Raw genomic sequence first — 15461 nt, 5'->3', positions numbered from 1 at the left:
GCGCCTGTCCCCGTCATCGGTGCCAGGGCCGGTGCCGGGCACGTGCACACGTGCCTGTCCCCGGCACGGTCGGGCGGCACCTCCGGCCCCCGGCCGCCGCGCGGGTCAGATCCGCAGGACCGTGGCAAGGTGCGCCGACAGCTCGGACGCGGACGGTGGTGTCCGCCGCAGCGACACGTAGCCGTCCGGGCGGAGCAGCAGAGCGGTCGGGCCCCGCACGTCGTAGACGCGCCCGAACTCGCCGCGACTGTCCCGCCACCCCTGGGGGATCGAGCCGTCCGCACCGATGGGGGCCGGGACGTCGGGGTGGAGGACGAGAGTGGACCCTACCTGTCCGTGCGTCAGGCGTGCGGCCTCGTCCGCCAGCCCCACGCACGACTCCCAGCCGCTCTCGTCGTCGGCGTACAGCAACAGCGTGTGCGCGTCGCGGCCGCGCAGCACGTCGAACAGCCGCACCGGGAACGTTGCGATCGGCCCCACGAGACCGCCGCAGTCGGGTGCGCGGTCGCCCGCGTCGGGACCGGCGTGGCCGCTTCCGCGGGAGGCGACGACCGGGCTGTCCGGGTAACCGACGAGCAGTTGGGCCTCGCGCAGCATGAGCGTCTGCGGCTCCTCGGGGTCCGTCTGGACGCCGCCCGCGGTCGCATGCCGCACAGTGCGCCCCACCACCTCCTCGCCCACCGGGCGCCGCTCGGCGTCGTAGCTGTCGAGCAGGCGCGGGTGGGCGGTCCCGGCAACGGCGAGCGCGAGCTTCCAGGCCAGGTTGTACGCGTCCTGGACGCCGGTGTTCATGCCCTGGGCCCCGGTCGGCGGATGGATGTGCGCGGCGTCGCCCGCGACGAAGACCCTGCCGCGCGCGTAACGGTCCACCAGCCGGTGGCTGATGCGGAACACCGACGACCAGCGCAGCGCCGACGCCGTGGTGGGCTCCGGAGCCAGCCGGTCGAGGACGGCCTGCACATGCTCCAGCTCCGGCGCGCGGCCGCCCTCCAGGCCGTGCGCCACGCTGTCGGCGTCCGGCTGCTGCCGCACGGACAGCTCCGGCGGCACCAGCATCGACATCCGGTAACGGCGGTGTCCGGGCAGCGGGATGCACACCAGCAGGTCGTCGGCGGCACCGTCGCCGACATGCGTGGCGCGCACGCTGTAGCCGGACGGCAGACCCCAGTCCACCTCGACGTCCGCCAGCATGTACTCCTCCGGGAAGGCGCCTCCCTCGAAGGTGAGGCCCAGCGACTTGCGGACGATGCTGTGTGCGCCGTCGCAGCCCATGAGGTAGCGGGACCTGATCTCCTCCGTGCGTCCGGACGGTGTGGTGACCGTGCTCCACACCCCGTCCTCGTCCTGGGCGAACGACACCAGCTCCGTTTCCCGTTCGATCCGGGTGCCCCGGCGCGTGAGGTGCTCCTCGATGATCCGCTCGGTCTCGTACTGCGGCAGGGCGGCGAAGCCGTAGGGGACGTCCGGCGGCAGCTTGAGCTCGATCCGCATGCGTTCCACGCCGTTCACGTACATCAGCTGGCCGCGCATGGGCGCGGCGGCGGCGAGGGCGTCGCGCGCGATCCCCATCCGATCCCAGATCTCCAGGGTCCTCGGCTGGATGCCGACGGCCTTCGCGTAGGGCAGCCGGGCCGGCAGCCGGTCGATGAGACGGCAGGTGACACCGCGTCCGCGCAGTTCGGCCGCCGCCGTGAGCCCGACGGGGCCCGCGCCCACCACCAGCACATCGGTCTGGTTCATCCGGCATCTCCTGTCGGGAACCCCGGCGCGCGGGGCGATCGGCCCCCGTCTCTCATGGTCGCCCCGTGAACGCGGCTGCGTCGACTCGGGAGTCGTGGCCTGCGGCGTTGCACGGCGTGGCCCTCAACCGAGGGTGCGCGTGCCGCGCCCCGATGCCCGACGGCCGCCGTGCCGGGCGCGCCGGCGGCGGGCGAGGGCGGCCCGCTGTACCCCCGGACTGTCAGTGGCGGCTGCGACGCTGGGCAGCATGGACGAGCAGATCATGCGCGGACGCGTCTACGGAGCCGATCACGACGATCCCGACCCCGGCCCGCAGCCAGGACACGACTACGTCGAGCTGGTAGGCGGACCGCTCGACGGGCTGCTGCTGGACGTCACCGGGTGGACGCCCCGGCAACTGCACGAAGGAGCCGCGCTGGCCACCGAGCTCGGCCGTTACGGAGCGGGCGGCCGCTCACTGTACGGACCGAGGAACGGCACCCCCAGGCTCTTCGACTGGGAAGGGGACACGCCCTGAGCCCCCAGGACCGGACCCTTCCCGGCTCCACTCTCGCCCGGTCGGCCCGCGCGGATCGTCAAGGTGTCCGAGGTGCGAGCAGGCGTCGCAGCGCCGTCGGCGTACGGCCCAGGTACTGGCGCACGGTCCTGCACAGGTGTGCCTGGTCGGCGAAGCCGAGATCCGCGGCGAGGGCGCCGAGGCTGGTCTCTCCTCCCTCCAAGCGGTCCAGGGCCCGGCCGACGCGGACGCGATTGCGATAGCGGGTCACCGACACCCCCAGTTCTCGGGTGAAGGACCGACTCAAGCGATACGGCGAGACCCCGAGCAGTTCTGCGAGCGGAAGCAGTCCTTCCGAGGCCGGGTGGCCCTCGCTGATCGCCTGTCGGGCCGCCGCGACGAGAACCGCTTCCGTCCCGGGGGCTTGCGCGCCGAGCGGTGTGGGCCCGGAGACGACTTGGCCGATGGCGGTGGCGAGCAGGCCGAGCAACTCTTCCGTCAGCGCGTAGCCGATGTCGCCCGTCCGGGCGGTCGCGAGGAGCCGGCGATGGGCGAGGTCGAGGCGCGCGTCGACGTACACGCTCTGCGTGGCCAAGCGGGTGACGTCCCCGGCCATCACCCGCCAGAGCGCCGGCGTCGGACCGATCGATGTGCAGTCGTCGCCTCCGGCGGGATGGGCGAAGCGCTCTTCCTCGCCCGGCACGCCCACGTAGGCGCACCCGCATAGGATCGAGCGCGTGTGCGCACACGTCATGGTCGCGGAAGACGACGAGAAGCAGGCCGAGTTGGTCCGCCGTTACCTGGAACGGGAGGACCACACGGTCACGGTCGTACGCGACGGCCGCGCCGCCATCGAATCGGTCCGCCACCGCGCACCCGACCTGCTCGTCCTCGATGTGATGATGCCGCGGGCCGACGGCCTGGACGTCCTGCGTGTGCTGCGCGCCGAGGCCCGTGAACTGCCGGTGCTCATGCTGACGGCCCGCTCCACCGAGGACGATCTCCTGCTCGGCCTGGACCTGGGCGCCGACGACTACATGACCAAGCCGTACAGCCCGCGTGAGCTGATGGCCAGGGTCCGCACGCTGCTGCGCCGCCCGCGGCTCGCCGCCGTGGGCGATGCGGCAGCACCCTCCGCCCTGTCGGTGGGCACCCTCGTCGTGGACCCGGACCGGCACGAGGTGAGCGTCGACGGCACCCCGGTCGACTGCACGCCCGGCGAGTTCCGCATCCTCCTGGCGATGGCGACCGAACCCGACCGGGTGTTCACCCGCCAGCGGCTGCTGGCGCAACTGCACGGCTTCGACCGCTACATCAGCCTCCGCACCGTCGACATGCACATCATGAACCTGCGCAAGAAGATCGAAGCCGCGCCCCACCGGCCCGCCCGGCTGCTCACGGTCTTCGGCGTCGGCTACAAACTGACCGACCCGAGCGCCTCCCGTGTCCCCTCCTAGGCCTCGCGTGTTCCGCCGCGACCCGGCCGTGTCCCGCCCGGGGCGGGGCGAGCGGCTGCCGCTCCGCAAGAGTCTCCTCGGCCGGCTGCTCGCCGTCTCCGCCCTCGTCGCCGTCTGCTCGGTCGGCGCCACCGCGTGGCTCGCCGTGCAGACCACCTCCGGCGCCATCAAGCAGGAGCAGGGCCAGAACCTCACCGACGACGCCCGGATCTACCACACCCTCCTCGGTTACGCGGCAACTCATCGCCGGTGGGACGGAGTCGAGACGACCGTACGTCACCTGGCGCGCCAGACCGGCAGGCGCGTCGCCCTGACCACCGAGGAACGGGAGCCGATCACCGACTCCGCAACCGGGGCTTCGCCACCGCGACTGCCGCCCCGGGCCTCCGCGATCGTGGACCCGCTCTCCTCGGACACCGCCCTTGCTCCCGTGTCCGGTGACAGTTCCGAGGCCGGCGCGGACCGCATCGACCCGCGCGCCGTCGGCCCTTTCCGGCTGCCGGAATCCGAACGCGCCGGACTACGGAAGATCGCGGAACGGACGGCCGACTGCCTGCGCGGGTACGGCATCGGCTCGGACATCGTCGCCGGCCCCAGCGGGCGTCCGCGCATCGAGGTCCTGGGCGACGACTTCGAACGCGTCCAGTCCACCACCGCGTGCGTCGCCCAGGAACTGGACGAACCCACCGCGACCGAGGCCAAGGCGCTGGCCGCGCTCAACAAGCTCACCGACGCGTGCCTGAGCCGACAGGGCCGCGAACCCGTCAAGCTGACCCTGGGCCTTTCCTGGCGCAGCCCCAGGGCCGCGGCGCTGCCGGGCCAGGACCGGTTCGCCCGGATCACCGAGGACGCCGTGCCGGCGCCCGCCCCGACCGTGGCCCCCGCCCCGGCCGAGACCCCGGCGCCCGCCGGGCCCGGCAGCGACGCCGACGACCGCGCCGTGGCGTCGTGCGTCACCACCGCACGCAGCGAACAGCTCAGCGCGTATGTCGCCTCACCCGCCCTGCTGTTCATCGGCGACCCCGACTCCACCACCGTCCCCGGTTTCGACCTGTCACCCGCGAACACCGCCCGGATCGCCGGCGCCGCGGCGCTCGTCCTGGCCCTCACCGTCGGGGCGTCCGTGCTGGCCGCCGCCCGGGTCGTACGCCCGCTGCTCGCGCTCACCGGCGCGGCGCAGCGCATGAAGGACGGCGGATACTCCGACGCCGCCCCCGTCCCGGTACCGGCCGGCGCCGTCAACGAGGTCGGGCGGCTGGCCGCCGCCTTCAACGACATGTCGGCCCACCGCGCGCGCATGGAAGGACAACGCAAGGCGCTGGTCAGCGATGTCGCCCACGAACTGCGCACCCCGCTGAGCAACATCCGCGGCTGGCTGGAGGGAGCACAGGACGGCGTCGCCGACGTCGACGGCGCCTTCGTCTCGTCCCTGCTGGAAGAAGCGGTCCAGTTGCAGCACATCATCGACGACCTTCAGGACCTGGCGGAAGCGGACGCCGGCGCCTTGCGTCTGCACCCCGAACCGGTCCGGATCCACGACCTCCTCGGCCAGGTCGCGGCAGCACACCAAGGCCTGGCCGAGACGGCGGGCGTCACGCTGACGGTGGTTCCGGCTCCGGCGGACATGCCGGGGGAGTTGACCGCGGACCCGGTCAGGCTGCGCCAGGCGGTCGGCAACCTCCTCTCCAACGCCGTACGCCACACGCCACCCGGCGGCAGCGTCACCCTGCGCGCCCACAGGGACGCGGGGACGGTGGTGATCGATGTGAGCGACACCGGCGAAGGACTCTCGCCCGAGGACCTTCCTCACGTCTTCGACCGGTTCTGGCGCGCGGAGAAGTCACGCAGCCGGCGGACCGGCGGCAGCGGACTCGGGCTCGCGATCGTACGGAAACTCACCGAGGCGCACGGCGGCACGGTGCAGGCGGTGAGTACCGAGGGGAAGGGTTCCGTCTTCACCCTGCGGATCCCGGCCGGCGGGCCGGCGGACAGCAGCCGTGAAGGCTGATGCGATGACGACAGCGTTCTGACAGGTTCCTCACAACTCCACGCCAGCATGGCGGGTGCCATCAAGGCCTCACGGCCTACCCAGCTGGAACGGAGCCACTCAATGTCCCACCGTCTGTCCCTGCGAGCCCTCGCCGTCGCCACCGTCGCGGCCGGATCGCTCGCCCTGCCGTCGACCGCCGCCTTCGCCGACACCACCCCCGGTCCCGCCCCGACGGTCGAGCCCCGCGAGGCTGCCCAGAAGACCCCCGCACCCTCTGAGCCGACCGTGGCGAAGGACAGGGAGGCGAAGGAGACACCGCGCGGCGGCGTCGACGCCGGCGAGCAGCCGGCCGGGACCGCCACCGGCGGCAGCAACGCCGTCACCCTGGGCGGAACGGCCGCCGGTCTCGCCCTGCTGGCGGGCACCGTCACCCTCATGGTCCGTCGCCGCACCAACGGCTGACACCCCCCGCCGAACACAGCGGCGCCGCCTTCGGGCGGCGCCGCCCCCGTGCCGAACACGTCCGGAGACCTGGAGAGTTCATGCCGCACACGCACCACCGGACGCGGTGGGCCCGCCCCTTGGCCGCGGTCGCCGCCATCGGCTGCCTCGGCCTGGCCGGCTGCTCGGCCGGCCCTGCCGACCCTGCCGGCACGACGGCGACCGTCCCGGACACCCGCGCCACCCCACCACCGACCGGCTCGACACCCCCGCCCGCGTCGGCGAATTCCGCCGAACCCGCGCGCGTGACCATCGCATCGATCGGCGTGGACAGCGCCCTGATGCGACTCGGCCTCAACGAGGACGGCACCGTCCAGGTCCCGCCCGCCGAAAAGGGCATGACCGCAGGCTGGTACACCGGAGCAGCCGTCCCCGGCGAGCCCGGACCCGCCGTGATCATCGGCCACAACGACACCCGTTACGGCAAGGCCGTCTTCCACGACCTCGCCAAGGTCACCAAGGGCGCGGACATCGCCGTCCGCGACGCGGCCGGCCGTACCGCCCACTTCACCGTCACCGCCAAGGAAACCGTCCGCAAGAACGCCTTCCCCACCGACAAGGTCTACGGCGCGACCGACGACCGCGCCCTGCGCCTGATCACCTGCTCGGGCCGGTTCGACAGTGAAGGCCACCCGGTGGACAACCTCATCGTCTACGCCGTACTGCGCTGACAGCGCTGCTCACCGCGCGGGTCCGGTCGGCCCGCGCCGCGCTCTTCAGCGCGCGGCCCGGCCCGCCGCTCCTCGGGTGATGTCGGCGTAGAGGCGGAAGAGGGCCGGGCGGGCTTCGCCGCCTTCTCGATCGTGCAGGGCCGCCCAGCATCGGGCGACGGTCTCCCGGGCCCCGGCGCCGGGCCAGGGCCGGGGGAGGAGCTCGGGCGGCAGCAGCGGGTCGGGCTCCATGGCGCGGGTGAGTTCGGCGGCCAGCTCCACCGCGATGGTGAGGAGTTCGGACGGGGAGAGTTTGGCGGTGCCCGTGAGCCGGTCGAGGCGGGGCCGGGCCAAGCGGCCGAGGCGGTGGTAGCGGTCGGCGATCTCCGGCAACGGCCACAGCAGGCGGGCGAGTTCGGCGGGCTCCCGGGTGTCACCCCTGCGCAGGTCCGTCGAAGTGAGGAGGGTGAGCCCGCCATGGGCGCCGAGGCGGTGGGCCGCTTCTTCGACGTACCGTTCCCAGGCGTTGGCGCACACGTACAGCCCGCCCTGGAGCGGGGCGCCGCCGAGGTGGACGAGCGTCTCGCGCAGCAGGTCGCGGGACGTGCGCTCCGATTCGGGCACCGCGAAGGCGGCCAGGTGCCAGACGCCGTCCCAGGGGGCGAGCCCGGCGTCCTGGTCGAACGCGTGCCGCAGGAAGTCCGCGTTGGGGGCGAGGGCACGTACGGTGTCCGGGGTCGCGTGCAGCCGCGCCTTGCGGCCCCGGCCCTCGTGGGTGAACCGGCCTTCGGCCACGAGGCGTTTGACGCACAACCGCACCTGCTGGTCGCTCATGCCCAGGGTGTTGGCGACGGTGTACAGCTCGCCCGCGTCGACGGTGCCGTCCTCGCGGATCAGTGCGTGGACGAGCATGCGGGTGGGGATCTCGATGCGGTCGGTCATGGTGTGCGCAGTCCTCTCGGTCCGTTCGCCTCGACAGGGCGGCGCATGCTGGTCACCGCGCCGAACCCGAGCAGCCCGCGCAGGTAGGGGGTGTGCTCGGTCCGTACGGCCGTGAAGCCGCGCCGTTCGTACAAGGCCCTGGCGCGCGGATTGGTGTCGATCACGTCCAGTCTGATCTCCCGGCAGTCGTGCTCCGCCGCGACGGCGGCCACTTCCTCGAGGAGCAGGCTCCCGACGCCGCGGCCGCGTACGACCGGGTCCACCGCGATGCCGTCCATGACGAGCTGCCCGGCGGCCGGGTGGCGTTCGAACAGGGCGAGCAGCAGGACCCGGTGCAGTCCTCGCAGGTGTCCGTACGCACGCAGCACGGCGGAGGCCGATCCTCCGGTGAGGGCCCGGCCGCCGAGCTGGTAGCCGGCGAGGCCGACGAGCTGCCCGTCGAGGAGCGCGCACACCGCCCGATCGGCGTTCAGGTGGGCGGCGATGAAGGGCACCGCCTTGTCCGGCGGGTTCAGGGCAGGGCCGAGTTTGCGGCCGAAAGCGTCCCAGTACAGCTCGGCCGCCCGCCGCTCGGCTCCGGCGGGAACGCCCCGCCGGACCGTCACCGGCCCCGTAGCGGCGCCCGTCTCGTCCAGTCCCATGCGGTGCCCCCTTCGCGCTGTCGTCTCGAAATGAAAACTATCATCCATGCGACGATCGTTCTCGCAATGATAGTTTTATGTTCCCGAGCAGAGGCGGTCAGACTCATGAGTCCGAAGATTCGGCCCCGACGGCGCCGGTTCCGCATCGCCGCGTGGTCACTCGTCACGGTCCTGGTCGTGGCAACCGGTCTCGCCGGTGTGGTCGTGTGGCAGCACTCCTACGAGATGGACGAGCAACGGGTCTCGATCCGGCACGGCGGCCACATACTGAGGGGCGTACTGGCCACCCCCAAGGACGGCCGCGAACCCCACGGCCTGGTCGTGTACATCCACGGTGACGGCCCCATCGACGCCACCCACGACGACGGTTACAAGCCCATGTGGGAGGCGAACGCCAAGGCCGGATACGCCTCCCTGTCCTGGGACAAGCCGGGCGTCGCGGGCGCCCCCGGCAACTGGCTCGAGCAGTCCATGAACGACCGGGCCGACGAGGCGGCCGCCGCCATCGCCTGGGCGCGCACCCGCCCGGACATCGACGGCGGCCGGATCGGGCTCTGGGGTGCCAGTCAGGCGGGCTGGGTCCTGCCGAAGGTCGCCGCCAGGACGCCCGTCAGCTTCGTCATCGCCGTCTCACCCGCGATCAACTGGCTCCGGCAAGGCCGCTACAACCTCCTCGCCGAGCTGCGCGCCGACGGCGCGTCGGCCTCCCGCACCCGCGCCGAGATCGCCAGGAGCGACACCACCCGCCGGCTGCTGGAACGCCGCGCCACCTTCGAGGAGTACGTCAGGGCGAAGGGCGGCGACGCGGACGGCATGACCGCCGGGCGCTGGGGCTTCATCTCCAAGAACCACACCGCGGACGCGACGCGAGACCTCCGCGCCCTGCGCCACGTCCCGGTGCTGCTGACCCTGGCGGGCCATGACCTCAACGTGGACACCGCCGACACGGAGCGCGTCTACCGCAAGGTGCTGGACGCGGGCGGTGCCTTGACGGTCACGCGCTACCCGGACGCGACCCATTCGCTGCTCAAGCAGTCCGTCGAACAGTCGGATCTCAAGATCACACTCACCGCGCTCTTCGCTCCCCGCTCGCTCTTCGCGGACGGGTTCCTGGGCGGCCAACGACAGTTCCTCAACGGTCTCGGCCGCGGCGGCAACGCCACCCCATGACGCTCCCGGGGCCTCACGCCCGTCGCGGCCGCCTGCGTCGCACGGCGGTGGACCCAGCGGTGGGCAACAGCCGCCCGTGGCGCGATTCGGGATTCAACGGTGGGTACCGCGCCCAGCCTCACCGAACGCGGATCACGCCGCACCCTTCGTAGGGGCGTGGGCCACGGCCGACGGGGTCAGCCGGCCGACGATGGCCGGGGCCTCCCGGACGAGGGCGTCGTCCTCCGCCGCGGCGACCATGAAGAGCGCGAAGTCCACGCGACGGGTCAGGTTGCTCGCGAGGACCGGGTCGCCGACATGCCGGCTCCACACGGGCAGGCCCTGGCTCTCACCCTCCTCCAGGGCGCTGCCGCGGACGACCGTCCAGTCGGTGTCGCTGGCGAAGATCCTCCGGCACGCCTCCACCTGGTCGTCCAGGTCGCCCACACGAGCCAGTCTGGCCAGCCGCCCGAAAACGGCCACGAACGCCTTGAGCTTGCGCGTGTAGACGTCCTTCCCGTCACGGGTGATGTGCCAGCCGCAGGAGAACACCAGCCGGGCCCCAGCAGGCGCCGCCTCGAGCACGGCCCGGGCCGTGCCGGAGGAGTAGTTCTTCATCCCCCACGGGGCCAGCACCGTGAGTACGGCCTGGCAGCCGTCCACCGCCCGTGCGACGGCCGCACGGTCGTCGGTCGCCGCGGGGACCACCATGATCCGGCCCTCGAACTCGGCGAGCTTGCCGACGCTCTGCTCCCGGCACACGCCCACCACTTCGTAGCCCCGGTCCAGCGCGTGCCGCACCATGTACCGCCCGAGCTTCCCGGACGCGCCGACGACGCACATCTTCTTGCGCGGGCCCGTTCTCCGGGACTCCTCCGAGCTGTTCTGTTCCATGACCTTCGCCCTCCCTCTCCCCGCCCCGTCCTTACGCTGTAAGGGTGTGCCTTACGAAGTAAGGTTGTCAACCTGTGAAACCCCCGAGGAGGAATCCGTGGCCACCGAGCCCGCCCGCACGCCGGCACCCCGCCGCCGACCTCTCAGCAAGGACACGGTCCTGCGCACGGCGCTCGCGCTCGCGGACGAGGCCGGCACCGGCGCGCTCACGATGCGCAAACTCGCCGACCGGCTCGGCGTCGAAGCCATGTCGCTCTACCACCACGTCCGCAACAAGGAAGCGATCCTCGACGGCATGGTCGACCTCCTTTTCAGCGAGATCGAACTCCCGCCCCCTGACCTCGCCTGGCGGGCGGCGATGCGACGACGCGCCGTATCGACACGCGACGCGCTGATCCGCCACCCGTGGGCGATCGGCCTCATGGACTCCCGCAGCAACCCCGGCCCCGCGACACTGCGCCACCACGACGCGGTCATCGGCTGTCTACGAGCGGGCGGCTTCACCATCGCCGGAGCCGCGCACGCGTTCTCCGTACTCGACAGCTACATCTACGGATTCACCCTGCAGGAGCTGAGCCTCCCGTTCGAACCGTCCGCCGGCATCGAGGACCTGGCCGACTCGATCATGCAGCAGATGCCCGGCGACGAGTTCCCTCACCTCACCGAGATGATCACCCACCACGCCCTGAAACCCGGCTACACGTACGCCGCGGAGTTCGACATCGGACTCGACCTGATCCTCGACGGACTGCAACAACAGCGCGAAACCTGGCTGTGACCCGTCCGCCGAGCCTCGCGACGCTTCAAGGCCCCGCGTGTTCACCGAGTCGCTCGCACAACGCGACCCGTCGCGATGAAGAATCCTGTAGCGGACGAGGGCTGTCGTAGATCACCATGCACCGTATGAGTGATCAACCTGCACGATGGACCCAGGCAACCGTCTACCCCGATATGTGGGCAGACCCGGACGACGACCCCCGCAACAAGGAAGCTGTCAGTCCGGACGGCGAGCTTGCCACGCTGCAGGACTTTCTGACGGGCTACCGCATGACCCTGCGGATGAAGTGCGAGGGCCTGGACGCGGAGCAACTGGCCCGTCGGTCCGTTCCGCCGTCGACGATGTCGCTGCTCGGCCTGGTCCGGCACCTCGCCGAGGTGGAGCGGGACTGGCGCAACTGGATCACCGACGGCGACCCCCTGCCGAAGCTGTACGGCCGGCGTGACGCGGACTTCGACGAAGCTGTCGCCGAGCAGGCCATGGTCGACGCCGCGTACTTGGATCTGGAGCGTGAGCAGGCGGCGACCGATGCCGCGCTGGCCGAACACCCCGATCTGGGCGAGCGGGTGGGGAAGGACAACACCTCGATCCGGGAGCTGATGGTGCACCGGATCGAGGAGTACGCCCGTCACTGCGGGCACGCCGACCTGCTGCGTGAGTGCGTCGACGGAAGGGTGGGCCAGTGACGAGGGGCACCCCTGCCCACCGGTGAAGTCACCGGCAACTCCTGGTCCTGCCCCCGGCAACTCCATGTCCTGCCCCCGGCAGATCCGGGACAGCACCCGGACAGAGCTGTGAGCAGGCCGGACAGCGGCGCCCTGTCCGGGACAGCCCGTACCTGTTGTTCCGGATCTTCCTGAGCCAACAAGCTCTTGGCGCCGCCCAAACAGGGAGAGCCCCCCACCACCGTGGGAGGGCACTCACAGGGAAAGGGACACCAGAGAATGCCGCGTACCCGCAATATCCTGACGCCCTTGGCCATGGCAGTCGCGGCGGGGACCCTCGCTGCGACCGGAGCAGCACCGGCGGTTGCTGCCGCACCTGGGCCGTCCGGGACCACGCCCGTTGTGTCGTCCGTCGGATGCGCCTCGCTGACCAGCAACGCCAACGGCAGGGCGCAGGTCAGGAACATTTGCAACCACACGATCAACGCCACTGTTTCCATCGACTGGGGTTGGGACCCCGACTGCAAGAGCATCCGCGCCGGAAGGTCCGCCACCTTCACCTGGGACTCGACCGGCGGCAGGGCGGAGTACGCCTACGAATGCTGATGCGTCGCGACGAGCCGCGCTGAGGCCGACGCCCTGCAGGGCACAGCCGAAGCGGTGGGACGGCTGACAGCCACGTCACCGGGAACCCGGAACCTCGACTCCGGTCCCAGGTAGGGGGAGACACCCGAGAGTGTCTCCCCCTTCGCCGTACGGCGCCGCTCCGCCGGCGCCCGTGCCAAGCCCCCGGCTTCGCCGGAGTGCAGACAGAAACGTGGCAGCACCGCCCGCTCAACGCCCCTGTCCGTGCCCGGACTTCGCCGTCCCGGCCCGGGCACTGTCCGAGCCCGCTGATAACTTGCCGCTCAGGCCGGGAAGATCATGAAGGGACGGCAGCCGTGCAGGAAGTGACGCGCCACGAGGTCGGTGCTCAGCACATCGCTCACGCACTCGACGACATCAGCGGACGGACCCGGCGGCGGTGGCACTGGATGCGCTACGACGACCCGTCCCCGAGGAAGCTCCAGGAGATGCGTGACGAGCTCCTCGACCACGTCGCCGCCCGCGCCGTTGACGACCCGGCCCTCGACGAGTCGTCGCGCACAGCACTGCGGACCGCGGCGGAGTGCTCCCTGGGAGTGCTGAGCGTCGGCTGCTTCCCCAACGGCGACCAGGAGATCCAGTTCCCGCTCATCGGCGAGCGGCTCAGCAGCGATGACGTCGCCTTCGCCGATGTCATCGAGCAGGCCCCCACGGCCAGGACGTGGCTCGACACGTTCGAGATCTGTGTGGTCGGCGGCCTGGTGCGGGACTGGCAGCGGGTGATCGGACTGCTGCTGCGGGAGGACTACGCGCCCGCGATCCGCGACGGGGTGCCGTACTCGAAGCTGACCTCGACGTCGGACCCGGCCGACCTTGCCGCGATGGACGCACTGTGCGGCTACCTGACCCAGGCGCGCGGGCACCTGCCCCGCGACTGGCCCACCGTGACCCTGTGCAGGCCGGACGCCCTTGAGCGCGTCGCCGCGGCCCGGCAACTGGACGCAGCCGTCACCCTGACGCCCGACCAGCGTCTCCTTCGCGTACTCCTCGACGACGATCAGCACGCCTTCGAGCAGGCTCTCGTGGCCCGGCTCGTCGAGCACCGGGAGAGCGTGGGACCGGACCCCGCACCCCGAACTCTCCTGCCGGTCGGGACCGTTGCCCTGGCCGCCCTCGCGGTCCAGGTGCACGGCTGGGAGTTGGAGGTCCGGTCCGGTTATCTGCCGCACGGCATGCTGGGTTCGCCCGAGGCGCTGCATCGAGCGGCCGACGCCGGCCGGAACGACCTGGGCCGGTGGACCGCCACGTAGCCGGTCGGTAAAGCGTCCGTGCCTCAGGACGGCATGCCCGGTCCAGCCCACGGGTTCTGCCGTGCAGGGCGCGGGGGTGATCGGGGCCGGCAGCTGCGCCGGCCCCAGGGGGAGCCCCGCCGCTCAGAACACCCACCGCGTATGGGTGTAGACCCCGTTGTCCCGACCGAAGCCGTACGCCGTGGTCGGCGCCACCGCGAACACCACCGCGCCCCCTGTCCGGAACGTGTCCCCGATCCCGTGGAACGTGCCCTCGGGCGAGGTGATGTGCGGCCCGTACTTCGTCTCGTGCGCGGCGATCACGTCCTCCAGCACCGCCGGATCAGTAACCGGCTCCGCCTTGCCCTCGACGACGATGTCGAACCCTTCGGTCAGCGCATTCCCCCCGGTGGTCAGGGCGCAGTGCGCATCATGAGTGAGGTTCTTCGCCTTCTGCTCTTCCGGGCCGGTGGAGAAGTACAGCGCCCCGTCGTGCCACGCGGCGATCACGGGCGTGACATGCAGCCGACCGTCGGCCCGCACTGTGGACACCCAGAAGATCTCGGCGGCCTCCAAGTGCCGTAGAGCCTCCGCCCACTCGGTGGCGGTGACACCCGCAGCACCCGGGCGAGGATTGAGCGCGGAACTGTAACGGGCATCGAGCTCAGCCGTAGGTTGCTGTGCCGGTCCTGTGGGCATGGCGGATCTCCTTCTCGTCCCTCTCCTAACGACCGTCGGCCCACGCCGACACCACCACCCCACCCGTTCGTGTCCGTCTGCACGCCCCCTGAAGTGCCTGTTATCGATCCCCGGTCTCCAGTGAGAGAGATGCAGCCCGGACAGTACGAAGAGGCGGCCGACGCCACAGAGCTTCCGGCCAGGCTGCGGCACGTTTTCTGGATCGGTGGCGGGAGCGGTGCAGGCAAGTCGACGATCGCCCGCCGACTCGCCGACCGCTACGGTTGGCGCCTCTACGCGACCGACGACATGATGCGGGACCACGCGGGGCGGACCACCCCCGAGGAGGCTCCCTTTCTGCACGGTTCATCGCCATGGACATGGACGAGCGATGGGTGAACCGGCCTCCTGAAGTCATGCTTGAGACGTTCCATTGGTTTCGAGGTGAGGGCTTCGGCCTGATCGTCGAAGACCTAATTCGCATGCCGCGGGAGCCGTGCGTCATCGTCGAGGGATTCCGGCTGCTGCCGCACCTCGTCAAGCCACTGCTTGCTGCTCCTGAGCACGCCGTCTGGCTCCTCCCTGCACCCGATTTCCGCCAGGCCGCCATGCGGAGTCGGTCGGTATCGGGGGAGGGGTTCGTATCGAAGACCAGCGATCCAACAAGGGCGGATCGCAACATGGCCGAACGTGACCGCATGTTCACAACATGCCTCGAGGAGGAAACCGAGCGTCTCCAACTGCGCACCATCCAGGTCGACACCACGATGACGGAAGACGATCTCGCTGAGCAGGTGACCACGGCGTTCCGACTCTGACGTCGGCCGGTCGCCGAGGGTGCCATGGCCTTCCCCGAGAAGGAGCCGTCCGACGTGGCCCAGGCCGCGCACGCGGTGGTCAAGGATGTCGAGGACGCCGGCGTGACACCTACGGTCCGCACCCCGACGCCGCACTCGCGACGTCGCAAGGTCCGGCCGCTCCCGCCCCGGCGCTCGTAAGGTGAGCC

General features: G+C 71.3%; 19 protein-coding genes. 13 read left to right on the top strand and 6 right to left on the bottom strand.

Annotated elements, in window-relative coordinates; genetic code table 11:
* Positions 1-105: 105 nt before the first annotated feature.
* Positions 106-1740 (bottom strand): FAD-dependent monooxygenase, encoded by a 1635-nt coding sequence (locus ACIPJI_RS22820; protein ID WP_402248402.1) that lies wholly within the window; start codon positions 1738-1740, stop codon positions 106-108.
* 247 nt (positions 1741-1987) lie between these two features.
* Between ACIPJI_RS22820 and ACIPJI_RS22815 the strand changes: the two genes are divergently transcribed.
* Complete coding sequence (locus ACIPJI_RS22815) at positions 1988-2257, top strand: hypothetical protein (protein WP_307710092.1); 270 nt, start codon at positions 1988-1990, stop codon at positions 2255-2257.
* Positions 2258-2315: 58 nt separating this feature from the next.
* On the opposite strand, the gene ACIPJI_RS22810 is transcribed toward ACIPJI_RS22815, so the two are convergent.
* A complete protein-coding gene (locus ACIPJI_RS22810) occupies positions 2316-2945 on the bottom strand; it encodes a helix-turn-helix domain-containing protein (RefSeq protein ID WP_402248400.1) in 630 nt (209 codons plus the stop codon).
* Between the two features lie 43 nt (positions 2946-2988).
* Between ACIPJI_RS22810 and ACIPJI_RS22805 the strand changes: the two genes are divergently transcribed.
* From ACIPJI_RS22805 to ACIPJI_RS22790, 4 genes are all read left to right on the top strand, one after another.
* A complete protein-coding gene (locus ACIPJI_RS22805) occupies positions 2989-3693 on the top strand; it encodes a response regulator transcription factor (protein ID WP_402248747.1) in 705 nt (234 codons plus the stop codon).
* 7 nt (positions 3694-3700) lie between these two features.
* The gene (locus ACIPJI_RS22800) at positions 3701-5701 is read left to right on the top strand and encodes a sensor histidine kinase (protein WP_402248398.1); all 2001 of its coding nucleotides are present in this window, start codon (positions 3701-3703) and stop codon (positions 5699-5701) included.
* A 102-nt stretch (positions 5702-5803) separates the two neighbouring features.
* Positions 5804-6145, top strand: coding sequence for a sortase-dependent protein (locus ACIPJI_RS22795; RefSeq protein WP_402248396.1), 342 nt, complete (start codon positions 5804-5806; stop codon positions 6143-6145).
* Positions 6146-6225: 80 nt separating this feature from the next.
* Positions 6226-6855 (top strand): class F sortase, encoded by a 630-nt coding sequence (locus ACIPJI_RS22790; protein WP_402248394.1) that lies wholly within the window; start codon positions 6226-6228, stop codon positions 6853-6855.
* A 45-nt stretch (positions 6856-6900) separates the two neighbouring features.
* Here ACIPJI_RS22790 and ACIPJI_RS22785 read toward each other — a convergent pair whose 3' ends face one another.
* Both ACIPJI_RS22785 and ACIPJI_RS22780 read right to left on the bottom strand, forming a co-directional pair.
* A complete protein-coding gene (locus ACIPJI_RS22785; RefSeq protein ID WP_402248392.1) occupies positions 6901-7776 on the bottom strand; it encodes a PaaX family transcriptional regulator C-terminal domain-containing protein in 876 nt (291 codons plus the stop codon).
* Positions 7773-8417, bottom strand: a complete 645-nt coding sequence (locus ACIPJI_RS22780) for a GNAT family N-acetyltransferase (RefSeq protein WP_402248390.1) — start codon at positions 8415-8417, stop codon at positions 7773-7775. The genes ACIPJI_RS22785 and ACIPJI_RS22780 overlap by 4 nt, the downstream gene beginning before the upstream one ends.
* 105 nt (positions 8418-8522) lie before the next feature.
* On the opposite strand from ACIPJI_RS22780, the gene ACIPJI_RS22775 reads away from it, so the two are divergent.
* Complete coding sequence (locus ACIPJI_RS22775; RefSeq protein ID WP_402248388.1) at positions 8523-9587, top strand: alpha/beta hydrolase family protein; 1065 nt, start codon at positions 8523-8525, stop codon at positions 9585-9587.
* A gap of 132 nt (positions 9588-9719) precedes the next feature.
* Here the strand turns inward: ACIPJI_RS22775 and ACIPJI_RS22770 are convergent, their stop codons facing one another.
* Positions 9720-10460: an NAD(P)-dependent oxidoreductase gene (locus ACIPJI_RS22770; protein WP_402248387.1), complete on the bottom strand. Its 741-nt coding sequence runs from the start codon at positions 10458-10460 to the stop codon at positions 9720-9722.
* Positions 10461-10557: 97 nt separating this feature from the next.
* Between ACIPJI_RS22770 and ACIPJI_RS22765 the strand changes: the two genes are divergently transcribed.
* From ACIPJI_RS22765 to ACIPJI_RS22750, 4 genes are all read left to right on the top strand, one after another.
* Positions 10558-11238 (top strand): TetR/AcrR family transcriptional regulator, encoded by a 681-nt coding sequence (locus ACIPJI_RS22765; RefSeq protein WP_402248385.1) that lies wholly within the window; start codon positions 10558-10560, stop codon positions 11236-11238.
* Positions 11239-11354: 116 nt separating this feature from the next.
* Entirely contained in the window at positions 11355-11924 is a 570-nt protein-coding gene (locus ACIPJI_RS22760; protein WP_402248384.1) for a DinB family protein, read from the top strand.
* A 381-nt stretch (positions 11925-12305) separates the two neighbouring features.
* Positions 12306-12509 (top strand): hypothetical protein, encoded by a 204-nt coding sequence (locus ACIPJI_RS22755; RefSeq protein ID WP_356619530.1) that lies wholly within the window; start codon positions 12306-12308, stop codon positions 12507-12509.
* A 335-nt stretch (positions 12510-12844) separates the two neighbouring features.
* Positions 12845-13798, top strand: a complete 954-nt coding sequence (locus ACIPJI_RS22750; RefSeq protein WP_402248382.1) for an immunity 49 family protein — start codon at positions 12845-12847, stop codon at positions 13796-13798.
* A gap of 123 nt (positions 13799-13921) precedes the next feature.
* Here ACIPJI_RS22750 and ACIPJI_RS22745 read toward each other — a convergent pair whose 3' ends face one another.
* Positions 13922-14476: a pyridoxamine 5'-phosphate oxidase family protein gene (locus ACIPJI_RS22745; protein ID WP_402248380.1), complete on the bottom strand. Its 555-nt coding sequence runs from the start codon at positions 14474-14476 to the stop codon at positions 13922-13924.
* A 129-nt stretch (positions 14477-14605) separates the two neighbouring features.
* On the opposite strand from ACIPJI_RS22745, the gene ACIPJI_RS22740 reads away from it, so the two are divergent.
* The 3 genes from ACIPJI_RS22740 to ACIPJI_RS22730 are packed head-to-tail and all read left to right on the top strand — an operon-like array spanning position 14606 to position 15453.
* Positions 14606-14854, top strand: a complete 249-nt coding sequence (locus ACIPJI_RS22740) for a shikimate kinase (RefSeq protein ID WP_402248378.1) — start codon at positions 14606-14608, stop codon at positions 14852-14854.
* The gene (locus tag ACIPJI_RS22735) at positions 14830-15273 is read left to right on the top strand and encodes a hypothetical protein (RefSeq protein ID WP_402248376.1); all 444 of its coding nucleotides are present in this window, start codon (positions 14830-14832) and stop codon (positions 15271-15273) included. Before ACIPJI_RS22740 ends, ACIPJI_RS22735 begins: the two co-directional genes overlap by 25 nt.
* A gap of 24 nt (positions 15274-15297) precedes the next feature.
* Complete coding sequence (locus ACIPJI_RS22730) at positions 15298-15453, top strand: hypothetical protein (protein WP_402248374.1); 156 nt, start codon at positions 15298-15300, stop codon at positions 15451-15453.
* The last annotated feature ends 8 nt before the right edge of the window (positions 15454-15461 follow it).

Origin of the sequence: Streptomyces sp. NPDC086835 (assembly GCF_044745705.1) — a bacterium.
GTDB lineage: Bacteria > Actinomycetota > Actinomycetes > Streptomycetales > Streptomycetaceae > Streptomyces.
Note: the sequence above shows the minus strand (reverse complement) of the source record. Positions and strands in the feature narration are given on the sequence as shown.

What these genes read in the sequence shown, in the direction of transcription:
- ACIPJI_RS22820 (WP_402248402.1), bottom strand. Translation starts at nt 1,740, where the DNA reads ATGAACCAGACCGATGTGCTGGTGGTGGGCGCGGGCCCCGTCGGGCTC.
- ACIPJI_RS22815 (WP_307710092.1), top strand. Translation starts at nt 1,988, where the DNA reads ATGGACGAGCAGATCATGCGCGGACGCGTCTACGGAGCCGATCACGAC.
- ACIPJI_RS22805 (WP_402248747.1), top strand. Translation starts at nt 2,989, where the DNA reads ATGGTCGCGGAAGACGACGAGAAGCAGGCCGAGTTGGTCCGCCGTTAC.
- ACIPJI_RS22795 (WP_402248396.1), top strand. Translation starts at nt 5,804, where the DNA reads ATGTCCCACCGTCTGTCCCTGCGAGCCCTCGCCGTCGCCACCGTCGCG.
- ACIPJI_RS22790 (WP_402248394.1), top strand. Translation starts at nt 6,226, where the DNA reads ATGCCGCACACGCACCACCGGACGCGGTGGGCCCGCCCCTTGGCCGCG.
- ACIPJI_RS22785 (WP_402248392.1), bottom strand. Translation starts at nt 7,776, where the DNA reads ATGACCGACCGCATCGAGATCCCCACCCGCATGCTCGTCCACGCACTG.
- ACIPJI_RS22780 (WP_402248390.1), bottom strand. Translation starts at nt 8,417, where the DNA reads ATGGGACTGGACGAGACGGGCGCCGCTACGGGGCCGGTGACGGTCCGG.
- ACIPJI_RS22775 (WP_402248388.1), top strand. Translation starts at nt 8,523, where the DNA reads ATGAGTCCGAAGATTCGGCCCCGACGGCGCCGGTTCCGCATCGCCGCG.
- ACIPJI_RS22770 (WP_402248387.1), bottom strand. Translation starts at nt 10,460, where the DNA reads ATGGAACAGAACAGCTCGGAGGAGTCCCGGAGAACGGGCCCGCGCAAG.
- ACIPJI_RS22760 (WP_402248384.1), top strand. Translation starts at nt 11,355, where the DNA reads ATGCACCGTATGAGTGATCAACCTGCACGATGGACCCAGGCAACCGTC.
- ACIPJI_RS22745 (WP_402248380.1), bottom strand. Translation starts at nt 14,476, where the DNA reads ATGCCCACAGGACCGGCACAGCAACCTACGGCTGAGCTCGATGCCCGT.
- ACIPJI_RS22740 (WP_402248378.1), top strand. Translation starts at nt 14,606, where the DNA reads ATGCAGCCCGGACAGTACGAAGAGGCGGCCGACGCCACAGAGCTTCCG.
- ACIPJI_RS22735 (WP_402248376.1), top strand. Translation starts at nt 14,830, where the DNA reads ATGGACATGGACGAGCGATGGGTGAACCGGCCTCCTGAAGTCATGCTT.
- ACIPJI_RS22730 (WP_402248374.1), top strand. Translation starts at nt 15,298, where the DNA reads ATGGCCTTCCCCGAGAAGGAGCCGTCCGACGTGGCCCAGGCCGCGCAC.